11 protein-coding genes are annotated in these 14,136 nt (G+C 56.2%); 1 reads left to right on the forward strand and 10 read right to left on the reverse strand.

Annotated features, from left to right (window positions below; genetic code table 11):
* Window positions 1-2: 2 nt before the first annotated feature.
* The 7 genes from deoC to IAE30_RS12440 all read right to left on the reverse strand — a co-directional run bounded on the left by deoC (window position 3) and on the right by IAE30_RS12440 (window position 7,365).
* Window positions 3-782 (reverse strand): deoxyribose-phosphate aldolase, encoded by a 780-nt coding sequence (gene deoC / locus IAE30_RS12410; protein WP_038644761.1) that lies wholly within the window; start codon window positions 780-782, stop codon window positions 3-5.
* A gap of 292 nt (window positions 783-1,074) precedes the next feature.
* Window positions 1,075-1,851 (reverse strand): TatD family hydrolase, encoded by a 777-nt coding sequence (locus tag IAE30_RS12415; protein ID WP_200679841.1) that lies wholly within the window; start codon window positions 1,849-1,851, stop codon window positions 1,075-1,077.
* Window positions 1,848-2,900: a patatin family protein gene (locus tag IAE30_RS12420; protein WP_200536684.1), complete on the reverse strand. Its 1,053-nt coding sequence runs from the start codon at window positions 2,898-2,900 to the stop codon at window positions 1,848-1,850. Before IAE30_RS12420 ends, IAE30_RS12415 begins: the two co-directional genes overlap by 4 nt.
* A gap of 178 nt (window positions 2,901-3,078) precedes the next feature.
* The gene (locus tag IAE30_RS12425) at window positions 3,079-3,240 is read right to left on the reverse strand and encodes a DUF1328 domain-containing protein (RefSeq protein ID WP_007893192.1); all 162 of its coding nucleotides are present in this window, start codon (window positions 3,238-3,240) and stop codon (window positions 3,079-3,081) included.
* A 95-nt stretch (window positions 3,241-3,335) separates the two neighbouring features.
* Window positions 3,336-3,923 (reverse strand): molecular chaperone OsmY, encoded by a 588-nt coding sequence (gene osmY, locus IAE30_RS12430; RefSeq protein ID WP_038644755.1) that lies wholly within the window; start codon window positions 3,921-3,923, stop codon window positions 3,336-3,338.
* A 260-nt stretch (window positions 3,924-4,183) separates the two neighbouring features.
* Window positions 4,184-5,773: a peptide chain release factor 3 gene (gene prfC, locus IAE30_RS12435; protein WP_038644754.1), complete on the reverse strand. Its 1,590-nt coding sequence runs from the start codon at window positions 5,771-5,773 to the stop codon at window positions 4,184-4,186.
* A gap of 488 nt (window positions 5,774-6,261) precedes the next feature.
* Window positions 6,262-7,365: a M20 peptidase aminoacylase family protein gene (locus IAE30_RS12440; protein ID WP_200679842.1), complete on the reverse strand. Its 1,104-nt coding sequence runs from the start codon at window positions 7,363-7,365 to the stop codon at window positions 6,262-6,264.
* A gap of 238 nt (window positions 7,366-7,603) precedes the next feature.
* On the opposite strand from IAE30_RS12440, the gene ftnA reads away from it, so the two are divergent.
* Entirely contained in the window at window positions 7,604-8,113 is a 510-nt protein-coding gene (gene ftnA, locus IAE30_RS12445) for a non-heme ferritin (RefSeq protein ID WP_038644750.1), read from the forward strand.
* Between the two features lie 150 nt (window positions 8,114-8,263).
* Here ftnA and IAE30_RS12450 read toward each other — a convergent pair whose 3' ends face one another.
* The 3 genes from IAE30_RS12450 to IAE30_RS12460 form a co-directional block, all read right to left on the reverse strand.
* Window positions 8,264-11,119: a bifunctional diguanylate cyclase/phosphodiesterase gene (locus tag IAE30_RS12450; protein ID WP_200679843.1), complete on the reverse strand. Its 2,856-nt coding sequence runs from the start codon at window positions 11,117-11,119 to the stop codon at window positions 8,264-8,266.
* Between the two features lie 166 nt (window positions 11,120-11,285).
* Window positions 11,286-12,404, reverse strand: coding sequence for an MBL fold metallo-hydrolase (locus IAE30_RS12455; protein ID WP_200679844.1), 1,119 nt, complete (start codon window positions 12,402-12,404; stop codon window positions 11,286-11,288).
* The gene (locus IAE30_RS12460; protein WP_200679846.1) at window positions 12,392-14,134 is read right to left on the reverse strand and encodes an iron ABC transporter permease; all 1,743 of its coding nucleotides are present in this window, start codon (window positions 14,132-14,134) and stop codon (window positions 12,392-12,394) included. The genes IAE30_RS12455 and IAE30_RS12460 overlap by 13 nt, the downstream gene beginning before the upstream one ends.
* Between the last annotated feature and the right edge of the window lie 2 nt (window positions 14,135-14,136).

A 14,136-nucleotide genomic window follows, 5' to 3' on the forward strand; every position in this document is an offset into this window, starting at 1 on the left:
GATCAGTAGCCCGCTTTGCTGGTCGCTGTCGCGTGGCCCAGCGTATTCAGCAGGCTGGCTAACAGGCTTGATGCACCAAAGCGGAAGTGGCGCGCATCGGCCCAGCCTTCGCCCAGAATGTCATCCGCCAGCTTCAGATAGATCGCGGCATCTTCCGCCGTGCGCACGCCACCCGCAGGCTTAAAGCCCACCTGCTGCTGCACGCCTTTATCGTGAATCACCTGCATCATGATGGCTGCCACCTCTGGCGTGGCGTTCACTGGCACTTTACCGGTTGAGGTTTTGATGAAATCTGCACCGGCATCGATAGCGATTTCAGAAGCGGCGCGAATCAGCGCTTCTTCTTTCAGTTCACCGGTTTCGATGATCACTTTCAGCAGCACGTTGGCAGCGGCACAGGCTTCTTTACAGGCTTTCACCAGCGCAAAACCGATGTCGCGATTGCCGGCAATCAGCGCGCGATACGGGAAGACCACGTCCACTTCGTCTGCACCGTATGCAATCGCCGCACGGGTTTCTGCCAGTGCGATCTCAACGTCATCGTTGCCGTGCGGGAAGTTAGTGACCGTGGCGATGCGGATATCAGGCGTGCCCTGCTCGCGCAGTGCTTTACGTGCCGCAGGGATGAAACGCGGATAGATGCAAATGGCCGCGGTGTTACCGGCTGGCGACTTCGCCTGATGACACAGCGCGATCACCTTCTCATCGGTGTCATCGTCGTTCAGGGTGGTCAAATCCATCAGTTGCAGGGCGCGTTGTGCGGCCGCTTTAAGATCGGTCATGATGCTCTCCAAAAGGTGACCGGCAGACTGTGCCCACCGGGTAATGTGATAATTCTAACAAACCACACCTGAATGAATTGCGCTTCATGTCACATGAAAAAAGAAAATTCGTCATATGAATACAATTATTTAGTGATTTAAGTCACAAATAACCGCCAGCACACCCGTTTTCAGGCGCAATACAGGTTGTGAATATTATCACAAAGCAGGGCGAAAAAGGGTAATGCCGATTTTATTACTGTAGCCAATAGCCGCCAAAACCGCGGGAAATCCAGATTGTGTCGGGAGGGGATCAGGCAGGCAGGGCAAACACGCGCAGGCTGTTTTGCCACAACGTATCGGCAATGATATCGGGCGATTCACTGCGCAACTGACACAGCACATCAAACACGTTACGCGCGCGCTCAGGGCGGTTGGGCTGCCCCTGATAACCCTGCAACGGCATATCGGGCGCATCGGTTTCCAGTAACAGCGAGGTAAGCGGCAGGTTGGCAATGGTGTTGCGGGTTTTACTGGCGCGTTCATAGGTGATGGTGCCGCCCACGCCGATCGCATAGCCAAGCTGAATAAAACGTTCTGCCTGCTGCTGGCTGCCAGCAAAACCGTGTACCACGCCACGGCGCGGTAAATCATGGCGACGCAAATGCAGCGCCAACTGATCGTGGGTGCGACGCGAATGCAGGATCACCGGCAAATCATACTGTTTCGCCAGTTTGAGCTGTGCATCCAGTAACCGCGTCTGCTTATCAAATTGCGCATCTTGCATGTACAGATCGAGGCCGATCTCGCCGATCGCCACGCGTTTGCTATCCGGCGTTTTCAACCATTGTTCCAGCTGATCCAGATGCGCATCCAGATGCACGGCAATATTGATCGGATGCAGCCCTAATGCGGCATACAGCGCCTCGTGCTGTTGCGCCAGCTGGCTGACCAGTGCAAAGCGGCTGGCATCGACGCTCGGCACAATAATGCGTTTCACACCCGACTGCGCCGCGCGGGCGATGCTGCCTGTGGCGTCATCAACAAAAGGCGGGAAATCGAAATGGCAGTGGGTGTCGATAAATCTCATGCCAGCGATCCTGCATCAAAATCGGCATCATTATCCGCCAGCGGCGGCGTATGCACGGCACGATTGTCTGGCGCATTCGCCACGGCGGCCGGCGGTGTCACGGTAGTCTGGCGCAGGAACGGTTCGGCATCGCTCAGCCATTGACCCAGCGTCGCGAGGAAATAGCGGCCGCTGCGGCGCCCTAAATGGTAATCCTGATTCAGTGAGGCCAAACGGCTGCCCAGCGCCATACTCGCCAGCGGTTTTGGCGGGTAAATTTCAATGATGCGCAGATCGTCCGGCGGCTGATCGATGAACTGCTGAATCTCTCGATAGCTCTCTTCATGGTGATGCAGGATATTGATCATCGGCTGCAGCGCGCTGTCACCCAGCCAGCGCTCCATGCGTTTGAACCATTTCGGCGTGTAAGACATTTGTGACGGCACGGTGCGGATCACCACAATGGTATCAGCGCCACGCCGTGCCGCTTCGCGCACCGGAATGGCATCGCTGATACCGCCATCCAGATAGTTCACCCCATCCATCAGCACGCCGCTGCGATAGAAACCCGGAATGGCGCTGGAGGCCTTGATAACGTCATGCCAGTTCAGGTTGGTGGGATTGAAATATTCGGCGCGGTAATCATCTCCCCGGCAGGCGCACATATAGAACTCGTTGCCTTTGGCAAACAGCCCTTCGGCGTTGCTCAGGGACAATGGAAACTCTTGTTTGGTGATATCGATTAGCCAGTCGAGATCGATCAGATGGCCGCCGCGCACAAAGCGCAACGGATCAAAAAACAATTTGCTGGTGGTATAACGCGTGATGACGCGGCGCGCGTAGCCCGGCTGGGCGCAAACAAACGCAGACAGGTTTTGTGCTCCAGCGGAGGTGCCCAGCATCAATTGAAACGGGTTAAAACCGGCGCGCTGAAACTCATCAAGGACGCCTGCGGTGAAGATGCCGCGTTGACCGCCGCCTTCGCAGACCAGGGCAATTTTTTTGGATTTAAATGGGGTGAGCGCCAGTGGCTCAAAGGTGTCCAGCGACACCGGGATGCGTATTCCCAATGGATGTCCCTCAGTTTTCCTGCTCTGAGGGAGCCGCTGACGGCAGCATCCCGGAGAACCAGTCATTGTCATTCCCTGACCTATTGCATCGTGCAATCGGTGCGGCTGCCTATTATGCCGCAAATGACTGGTCTCCGCTTTAGTGACTCGCGGGTTAGCGTTGTGTTAACGCAATCGGTCAGGGTCGTTTACGCCCGGTAAACAGGCTTACGAGGAACAGAATAATACCGACAATGAAGACAATTTTAGCTGCCCATGCTGCCGTACCCGCCAGACCGCCGAAACCTAATGCTGCAGCAATCAGAGCGATGACCAGAAAGATAATACCCCAACGAAACATAAGCCTCTCCTTACCGTAGTGAAAATCGAACTGCTTATTCATACCACATTGTTTTTATTACGAAACGGCACCGAAACAGTGCCGCTTCGCTCGCGTTAAGATTTCACCTTCAGGTCATTCTTCACGCTTTTGACGCCTTCAATGGCTTTGGCGATTTTCTCAGCACGATCGGACTGTGCCTGGTTCGCCACTTCTCCTGATAACTGCACCACGCCATCGGTGGTTTCCACCTTCACGTTGCGCGATGGCACAATGTCATCTGCTAATAGCTTAGCTTTGATTTCACTGGTGGTTGCGGTATCCCCCGCATAACCTTTCAGTGTGGTCTCTTTGCTGTCTCTAACGTGCAGTTTGTCACTGACGGATTTCACACCCTCAACTTTTTGCACCAGCGCCACGGCTTTTTCCGCCTGATCCTGCGAAGCGACAAAGCCGCTCAGCGTGACCACGCCCTGATGCGTTTTCACTGAGATATCCGTACTTTTAATCGCTTCATCATCCACCAGTGCCGCTTTGGCCTTGGCCGTGATGCCGCTGTCATCCATAAAACCATCGACTTTATTCATAGAACTATCGATTTTAGAACCCGTGCTGCTGGTATCCGCAGCAAACGCCGCGCCGCCCATCAAGGCAGTAGTGGCCAGAGCCGCAATCAGGGTTTTGGCAATCTTAGTCTTATTCATCGATATCATCCTTCTATCAGTTAACTCACTCGCAACTGCGAATGCGCCAGCAACAAACGGCGTCGCTGCATTTATAGACGTAATGAAACCCTTGGGTCTCTTTTCTCGTCCGACAGGATAATCATAGTAGGGATTACAGGTTTTGCTGGCTTTTGTGGTTGATATCTCGCCAAAAAGCGATAAACGCAGCGTAATTAGGAGGAGTCTGTAGGATAAAAACAGGGCCAGTGAAAATCACTGGCCCTGTTTGTGAGGCGGGATTAATGTTCGCGCGTTTTGCGGAACGTCACGTCAGGATAGCGTTCCTGCGTGATGTTGAGGTTCACCATGGTCGGGGCGATGTAAGTGAGGTTATCACCGCCATCCAGCGCCAGGTTCACTTCGTTTTTGCGTTGGAAGTCGTCGAATTTCTTCGCATCACTGCACTCAACCCAACGAGCGGTTGCGACGTTGATAGCTTCATAAATCGCTTCAACGTTGTATTCGCTTTTCAGACGCGCCACAACCACTTCAAACTGCAGCACACCGACCGCACCCACGATCAGATCGTTGTTGTGCACTGGGCGGAACACCTGCACCGCGCCCTCTTCCGACAGCTGTACCAGCCCTTTCAGCAGCTGTTTCTGCTTCAGCGGGTCGCGCAGACGAATACGACGGAACAGCTCCGGGGCGAAGTTCGGAATACCGGTGAACTTCATGGTTTCACCCTGGGTAAAGGTGTCGCCGATCTGAATGGTGCCGTGGTTGTGCAGGCCGATGATGTCGCCAGGGAAGGCTTCTTCTACGTGCGAACGGTCGCCGGCCATAAAGGTCAACGCATCCGAGATCACCACGTCTTTGCCAGTACGCACCTGGCGCAGCTTCATGCCTTTCTCGTACTTGCCAGAAACCACACGCATGAAGGCAACACGGTCACGGTGTTTTGGATCCATATTCGCCTGGATCTTAAACACGAAGCCGCTGAATTTCTCCTCGCTGGATTCCACCAGACGCGCATCGGTTTTACGTGGCATCGGCGTCGGCGCCCAAGCCACTAAGCCATCGAGCATATGATCGACGCCGAAGTTACCCAGCGCGGTGCCGAAGAACACCGGGGTAATTTCACCGCTCAGGAACAGCTCCTGATCGAACTCGTGGGACGCGCCCTGCACCAGTTCCAGCTCATCACGCAGTTGCTGTGCCAGGTCTTCACCGACCGCCGCGTCGAGATCCGGGTTCGCCAGACCTTTGACAATGCGCACTTCCTGAATGGTATGGCCCTTACCGGTTTGATACAGGTAAGTTTCATCTTTGTAGAGGTGATACACGCCTTTGAACAGCTTACCGCAGCCAATCGGCCAGGTGATTGGCGCGCAGGCGATCTTCAACTCGCTCTCAACTTCATCCAGCAGTTCCATCGGATCGCGGATGTCACGGTCAAGTTTGTTCATAAAGGTGATGATCGGCGTATCGCGCAGACGGGTCACTTCCATCAGCTTACGGGTACGATCTTCAACACCCTTAGCGGCATCGATCACCATCAAACAGCAGTCAACCGCCGTCAGCGTACGGTAGGTATCTTCAGAGAAGTCTTCGTGCCCTGGGGTATCCAGCAGGTTCACCAGACTGTCGCGATACGGGAATTGCATCACCGAGGTGGTGATGGAGATACCACGTTGTTTCTCCATCTCCATCCAGTCAGATTTAGCATGCTGGCTGGAGCCGCGGCCTTTGACGGTACCGGCGGTTTGGATCGCCTGCCCGAACAGCAGCACTTTTTCGGTAATGGTGGTTTTACCGGCATCCGGGTGCGAGATGATCGCAAACGTACGGCGGCGCGCCACTTCATCTAAAAAGGAAGCAATAGACATGTGTGAATTCTTCTTCAAGGGCAACGCGCGGGCGGCGCGCTGCGAATAAATCGTTCCGGGCAAAGCCGGGGGATAACGGTACCAATGGTGACGCAGTGGCGTCAGTTCACAGCAAGATGTGCGCGATCTACATTGGCGGCAGTCCGGTTATCCAGTCAGCATTAAGGCGGCATAGCATACAATATTTCAGCAGGCGGGGAAATCGTGGGATGGGACCTGTATGCACCTTCGCCCTGCCGTTTTCCTGCAAGCGAGGAGAAGAGGCTATTCGAGTGAGGCTTTGATGCCAGTTGGCAGTCTTACTCAGCCGCTTTCCTGCAAATGAGAAGAAGGGACTGTTCGAGTGAGGCTTTCATTCCGGGTGACAGCCTCACTCAGCCGCTGCCCTGCAAGTGAGGAGTAAGAAGGCTATTCGAGCGACGTTTTCATTCAGGGTAACAGCCTCTCCTATTTGCGGGAGAGGCTGGATTGTGGGAAACGACACACGGCTAACCCAGCACGCGCACCACTGCCGCCTTAAAGATCTTCACCCCGATCTCCAGCGAACTCAGTTCAAAACGCATATCCGGATGATGCAGGCCCGGCACCAGATTGGTGCCCAAACCCCAGAAACCGGCTTTCACCTGCGGTCTTTTCACCGGGTAGTAGAAGAAGTCTTCACTGCCTGGCGTGGATTTGGTGTCGAGCAGCCCTTCTTCCCCAAGCACATCAACGATCGCAGCCCGGATCACCGCCGTGGCTTCCTCGTGGATTTCTGCGGCGGGCATCTCTTTCAGTACCACCACTTCAGCGCTCGCACCCAATGCAGCCACGCTGTGCTGAATCGCCTGGGTCACTTTCTGTTTCAGCACCTCCATCGGCGCGTTCTCCTGCGAACGCAGATCCCATACCACGCGCGCCTCATCAGGCACCGAGTTGGTGACACCGGCATCACACAGGAAGCGGGTGGCTTTCACGCTCCATGTCAGGCCCGGCGCCAGATGGATACTGTTCACCGCCTGTACCGCTTGTACTGCGGCATCCAGTGCATTGACACCCAAATGTGGGCGCGCGGCATGAGCAGGCACACCTTTAATTGTCGCTTCCAGCGTGCTGCACGCCGAATAGAACACGGCTGGCGTGGCTTGTCCGACATGGCACTCTTCCAGTGGACGCACATGGAAACCGAGGATCATCTCGACATCATCCAGCGCACCGCCCTCAATCATCGATAACGCACCCGCACCGAGTTCTTCCGCAGGCTGGAACAGCAGCTTTAGCTTGCCGCGCTTGATCGCGCCCTCTTTCAGCAACTCCTGTGCCGCCGTCAGCACCACCGAAGAGTGCCCATCATGGCCGCAGGTATGGCGTGCACAGGCGACGCCGTTAATGATGTGGCCGAGTGCATCCATATCTGCACGTAGCGCCAGTACCGGACCCGGCACGCCGCTGTCAATTTCCGCCACGATGCCGGTGGTGTGATTAATGCCGCGCGTCACGCTGATGCCAGCCTGCTCAAGCTGGTCGGCGATGTAGGCGGAAGTTTTGAATTCTTCGAATCCCAGTTCCGGGATTTCATGCAGGTAATGGTAATGATCTAATACGTTCGACACCGCTAAGCTCCTGACAAGTATAGGCTCGCCACAGCATCCGCCGATGTACGGCTATAATCAATCCAGCGTGAATGAAAATGAGTCAAAACTGAGAACTCCTCGCATTCAATAAATGAAATAATTCCATTTACAATCAATAAGATAATTTCAACTTTTTGACGAAAAAGCCTTCACAAAAAAGTATAGATTGATGCATAATTCACCGTACTTCACCTGACAAATTAAAAAGGACTCAGCCATGTTAACTGCTGAAATGACCTCTCGCCTGAACGATCAACTGAACCTCGAATTCTTCTCTGCCAACCTGTATCTGCAGATGAGCGCATGGTGCAGCGACAAAGGTTTTGAAGGTGCCGCTTCATTCCTGAAAATGCACTCTCGCGAAGAAATGGAACATATGCAGCGTCTGTTCGATTACGTTAGCGATGCCGGTTCTCTGCCAGTGCTGGGCAGCATTGCCGCCCCTGCCGTTAGCTGGAACTCACTGAATGACGTGCTGGAAGAAGCGCTGAAGCATGAGCAGCTGATCACGCAGCGCATCAACGACCTGGTACACACCGCGTTGATGTCTCAGGACTACTCAACCTTCAATTTCCTGCAGTGGTATGTGGCTGAGCAGCACGAAGAAGAGAAGCTGTTCAAAACCGTACTGGATAAACTGGCGCTGGTCGGCAACAAAGGCGAAGGCCTGTTCCTGGTGGACAAAGACCTGGGCCGCATGAACGTCGAAGGCCACGGCCAGTCATAATAAAGATTTCACACAGCAAACAGCACAACGCCCGGCAATGCCGGGCGTTTTTTTATGCTGAAATCTTACGCTTAGATTGCGACGAGCTTATAAACAACCAGGAGCGTATCAATGCGCCCCTGGGTTGTTACGTCGCCATTTATGGCGAGCTTATTCCAGCTCTTTCAGACGCAGTTCCGAAGGCTGCGGGCGGCCAAAGAAATAGCCCTGGAACAGCGTACAACCCTCTTCACGCAGCTTGGCGAATTGCTCGCTGCTCTCCACCCCTTCGGCGGTGATCTGAATATCCAGGCTGCGGCTCATGCCGGTGATCGCCCGGATAATCGCCAGCGCTTCGCGACTGTCACCCATATCGTTGATAAACGACTTGTCGATTTTGATCTTGTCGAACGGGAAAGATCGCAGATAGCTGAGCGATGAGTAGCCCGTGCCGAAATCATCCAGCGCAATCTGCACGCCAATCGCCTTCAGGCTTTGCAGGGTGCGGATATTGCCCAGCGTGTCATCCAGCAGCACCGATTCAGTGATCTCCACTTCGAGGCGTTGCGGAGCCAATCCGGATTCGCGCAACGCGCCTTCCACCACCGACACCAGCGAGCTGTTCTTGAACTGCAGCGGCGACAGGTTAACCGACACTGACTGCTCGGTGCCCCAACTCTGTGCCTCGCGGCAGGCTTCATACAGCGCATAAGCGCCCAGCATGTGGATCAGCCCGGTCTCTTCGGCAATCGGGATAAAATCATTTGGCATGATCAACCCCTTAACCGGATGGTGCCAGCGCATCAGCGCTTCATAACCAATGATTTCGTCCTCATTGGTAATCGGCTGATAGTAGAGTTTCAGCTGACGTCCGGTGATCGCCTCACGCAGATCGTTTTCAATCACGCGGCGGCTGCGCGCCACATCATCCATTTCCATGGTGAAGTGTTCATAGCGGTTGCGTCCGTTGCGTTTGGCTTCGTACAGCGCCATATCCGCACAGCGCAGCATGTGCTCTGGCGTGTTGGTGACCTGTGACGTCAACGCAATGCCCACGCTCAACCCAACGGAAAGGTTGTGCCCTTCAACATTGATAGGCGGACGGATCGCTTCAATCAGGCGCTGTGCCACCACCGCCGCTTCCTGCGCGTTATTGATATTCGGCAGCACGATAGCAAATTCGTCGCCGCCAATACGCGCCAGCGTGTCATGGTCGCGCAGCGCACTACGCAAGCGTTTTGCCACCACGCGCAGCAGATCGTCACCAATCTGATGACCCAGCGCATCGTTAACGTTCTTGAAGTTATCGAGATCGAGACACAGCGTGGCGCTCAGCGCATGGTGTTGGTTATCCTGACGCAGCGCTTCACTCAGCTTCTGCCGGAACAGAATACGGTTTGGCAGGCTGGTGAGGTTATCGTGGTGCGCCATATGGTGAATACGCGCATCGGCTTCACGTTGGTCGGTCACGTCTTCGACAATCAGCATCACGTAGTTTTGACGCATATCTTTGCCGCTGATAGTGGTGGCGCGGGTATGCAGAATACGGTCGCCGCCTGCGGTGAGCAGCAGCTGCTCGCGTGAATGGATGCCTTCGCTGCGCAGCGCGATATCCGCCAGGCTGTTGAAATAGTCACTCAGCTCCGCCGACATACATTCGTGCGGACGCTTGTGCATAATCAAGGGTTTACTGACACCAAACAGCTGTTCGGCTTTGTCATTGACCATCAGGATTTCGCGGCTGATGGCGTCTTCTACAATGACGCATGAAGGGATATTGCTGATGATGGTGTCGAGGAAGCCAGACAGCTCAGACATTTTGGCACTCTGCGCCTGCGCCAGATCCCGCGCGCGCAGCAGTTGCTGTTCATTCTCACGACGTTCGGTGACATCACGGGTGATTTTAGCGAAGCCGATCATCTTGCCATCTTCATTGTGGATGGCATCGATCACCACATGCGCCCAGAACGCCGAACCATCTTTACGATAGCGCCAGCCTTCATCCTCGAAGCGACCGGTCTTCAGCGCGATACCCAGGTTGGCTTCCGGCGTGTTGGCCAGCCGCTCCTGCGAACCATAGAACACCGAAAAGTGCTGGCCGACGATCTCGTCAGAAAGGTAACCCTTTGCACGCTGCGCACCGGCGTTCCAGTTCACTACGCGGCCCTGCAGATCCAGCATATAGATGGCGTAATCAGTAACGCCCTCCACCAGCAGACGGAAGGTTTTCTCGTACTCCTGCTGCTTGCGCTGCTGCTTGCGCTGCAGCTCACGCTGTTCGGTGCAGTCACGGGTGATTTTGGCGTAGCCAATCAGCTTGCCCGCATCATCACGAATCGCATCAATAATCACATGTGCCCAGAACGCACTGCCATCTTTGCGATAGCGCCAGCCTTCATCTTCGAAGCGGCCGGTTTTGAAAGCGGTGCTGAGGTTCTTTTCCGGAATATGATTTTTACGATCCTGCGCGCTGTAGAACCGTGCAAAGTTCTGACCGACAATCTCTTCAGCCACATAGCCTTTGGCACGCTGCGCGCCGGCATTCCAGTTTTCGACGTTGCCGTCGAGATCAAGCATGTAGATGGCGTAGTCCGTTACGCCTTCAACTAATAAACGGAAACGTTGCTCCTGTTCCTGTTGCTTACGCTGCTGCTCCTGCTGAACCGTGCAGTCACGCGTGACTTTGGCGAAGCCGAGCAGTTCGCCGAAGTCGTCGCGAATCGCATCAATCACCACATGTGCCCAGAAGGCGCTGCCATCTTTGCGATAGCGCCAGCCTTCCGTCTCGAAGCGCCCCACCGCTGTCGCGACGGAAAGTCCACGCTGTGGCGCACCGTTTTTACGATCGTCTTCGCTGTAGAACAGCGCAAAGTTTTTACCGACGATTTCGTCGGGCGTGTAACCTTTGGCGCGTTGTGCCCCTGCATTCCAGTTGGCGACGGTGCCATCGGGTTTGAGCATGTAAATGGCATAATCCACCACGCTCTGCACCAGCAGCCGGTACATGACGTCAGAGTTATTATTCATTGTTGTTCGCCTATTGCTGGCCTGGTAAAAATTGCTTCTTAAGAAAAATCCTAATTGCTGTGGAGACTTAAACGCAAAAGCACAGCGCTGACAAGCGTTAATCGCCCACAGACAAAAGTTGGTAGTCAGGTTATCGGCAATGGCGAAAAAACATTCAGCGGGATACTCAATTTATCTTGCTGCGTTGACGCTGCTCGTGGGGGAAACGGGGGCTATCAAGATGGCATTGCAGGGGAAAATGCGCTTGCCAGCACAAAGGGGCACGCGCCGCTAAAATCGGGCACTCCGCCGCCGCAACAAAGGCTGGTATCACGCGCTGGGCAGCGGTTTTCTCGATCAACCACAGTTGATCGTCAATCGGCGGATGAACGTTCCACGGCAGCCAGGTTGCCTGCTGATCGGCTAGCAACCTGGCTGCGCGTGTGCCGGGCGCAACGTGACTGCTGAAGATCAGCTTAAAGCCTGGCTGAGCACTCAGCTGCGCGGCTAAGCCGCTGTCGGCCACCGCATCGGCCGCCACAATCACATCTGCAGGTTGCCATTGTTGCGGCTGCGGCTGTTTCAACAAGCGCACCAATCCCAGCGCCGTGGTGGCGGGCAGCTTGTCCATCGCCAGCAGTTGCGCGACCTCACTGCGAATTTGTGGGCAGAGCTGAACCGCCAGACCCCGCGCGGTGAGCTGTAAAGCCACTTCCGGCCCGCGTCCGTGTTCCGGCACGGCAATCACCGCGCCTTGGGTGGCGGCCATCGCCAACGCATCCATTTGATCGCGCAACCGCTGCGTGCGGTCGCCGTAGGAAGCATCCGTGATCAATAGTTTTGCCGACGGCGGGCAGTCAAACGGTAACAGCAGCGCTTCACGGCTCCAGTCGCCCATGTAGGTGATGCCACCGGCGATGGGCAGATGGAACCACACCGAGCCCGGTGAATGGCCGCTGCGGCCAGTAAACAGATGCAACGGGCCAATGGCCGTTTGCCCGCGCAGCGGTAACAAACGTCGCGCATACATCGGCACCGCGACGTTAGCCAGCTGTAACCAGGTTTGCTCGGTGGCGTACACCGGCGGCGAGCCGATTTGCGCCCAGCAGTCGAGCGAGGCCGCGTGGTCAATGTGCGAGTGGGTCAAACATAACGCATCAACGCGGCCAATGGCGCGGATATCCGGGCGCACGCCGGGTTGTGGACCGGCCCCGAGATCCCACAGCAGGCGATAGCCTTCCATCTCGACCAAAAAAGCCGCGGGCAGCTTGCCACCCACACCGCTGATAACCGTTAAGCTTGCCATGGTAAAACCCCTTGCGGCAGACGCCGCGCCAGCCGCGTTGCCAGTCCCATCAGCAAACACACGACCAGAATCATCAGGCAGCCTACCGCGGCTGCCAGCGAGGCGGAGCCCCCTTCGTCAAGGAACACGATGGTGGGTCCGATGGTTTGGGTTTGCGAGGTCACCAGCAATACCGAAACCTGGATTTCATTCAGTGCGGTGAGGAACACCAGCACCGTGCCCGCCAGCGCAGAAGGCGCCGCCAGCGGCAGTAAAATATCGCGCATGCGGCGCATAAAGCTGGCACCACACAAGCGTGCCGCCTCATCCAGCGCCGGTTCCAGCTGCGCGAATCCCGCCAGCGTTGGACGCAACACTAGCGCAAGGAAGTTCGCCAGATAAGCGGCGAGGATGATCCACACCGTGCCATACAGCGACACATTGATGATCGGCAGCGGGCGCAGGAAGAACAGCATCGCCGCTACGCCGGTGACAATCCCCGGCAAGGCATAAGTCAGTTCACTCGCCAGCCACAGGCCGCGCACCAGTTTGGTCCGGCGCCAGCTGAGGAAATACGCCAGGAACAGCGCAGTGGACGTCAGAATTATCGCCGCCAGCGTGGTCAGCCCGAGGCTGGTCATAAAGGCATGGCGCACCGCCGGATAGCCCCATAGCGCGCTGCGGAAGTTCTCCAGCGTCAGCGTTTGCCAGGTGAGCGCCTGACCATATCCGCTGGTGAGTGCAGTGATCAGCAGCGCACTGACCGGCAGCAGCAGCGTTAGTGCCATCCACAGCCAGGCCGCGCCTTCAATCGCCAACCGTCCGCGTCCTAACGGTTGCTGCCACAGACGCGGCGCACCGTTGACGCGCACATCGTGACGACCGCCGAGCCAGGCGCTGGCCGCCATACCCGCCAGCGTGATCACGGCAATCAGCAGCGCGTAAACGGCGGTATTGGGTAAGGCACTCGGGCCAATGCCGTTAAGCTGCTGATAGACCAGCGTAATCAGCGTTGGCACGCGGGCTGGAATGCCCAGCATCGCCTGAATACCGAAGTTACCGGCGGCCGCAACAAAGGTCAGTGCAGCCCCGGCAAAGATCGCCGGGCGCGCCAGCGGCAGAATGATGGTCAATAACACGCGCATCCGCGAGGCACCGCTGATCTGCGCCGCTTCGACTAAATCAGCCGGTATACGACGCAAACCGGCACGCACAGTGAGAAACACCAGTGGCGCGTTGTGTGTACCGAGCAGCAGCACGATGCCGCTCAGCGAATAAAGCGGTTGCTCGCCTGGTGCAAACCATGGCAAGCCGAGTGAACCAAACAGCAGGGCTAACGGGCTGGACGGTGCCAGCGCCTGTAGCCATGCGAGCGCCGTGACCTGCGGCGGAATCATCAGCGGCAGGATAAAGGCAAATACCCAGGCGGTTTTGGCGCGCAGATCGCTCAGCGCCACCAGCCAGGCGGCGGCGGTGCCGAGCAGCACTGAAATCAGGGTCGAACTCAAGGCGATGAGCAACGTATTGCCACTGGCAATCAGCACACGGTCGCTGGCAATCAGACGCGACAAGCGCGCCAGATCCGGCACACCTTGCGGGGCAATGGCCGTCCACACCAGTCGCAGCAGTGGCGCCACCGACAATAAGCCAATCAGCAGCACCATCAGTGCCAGGATCAGCTTTTCGCTGTTGAAACGCCAGCGTTGACCGCCACGCGTCGCGTTACGCCACTCGTTGCTCACCACGCTCATGC

This window comes from Pantoea sp. S61 (assembly GCF_016625145.1).
GTDB lineage: Bacteria > Pseudomonadota > Gammaproteobacteria > Enterobacterales > Enterobacteriaceae > Pantoea > Pantoea rwandensis_B.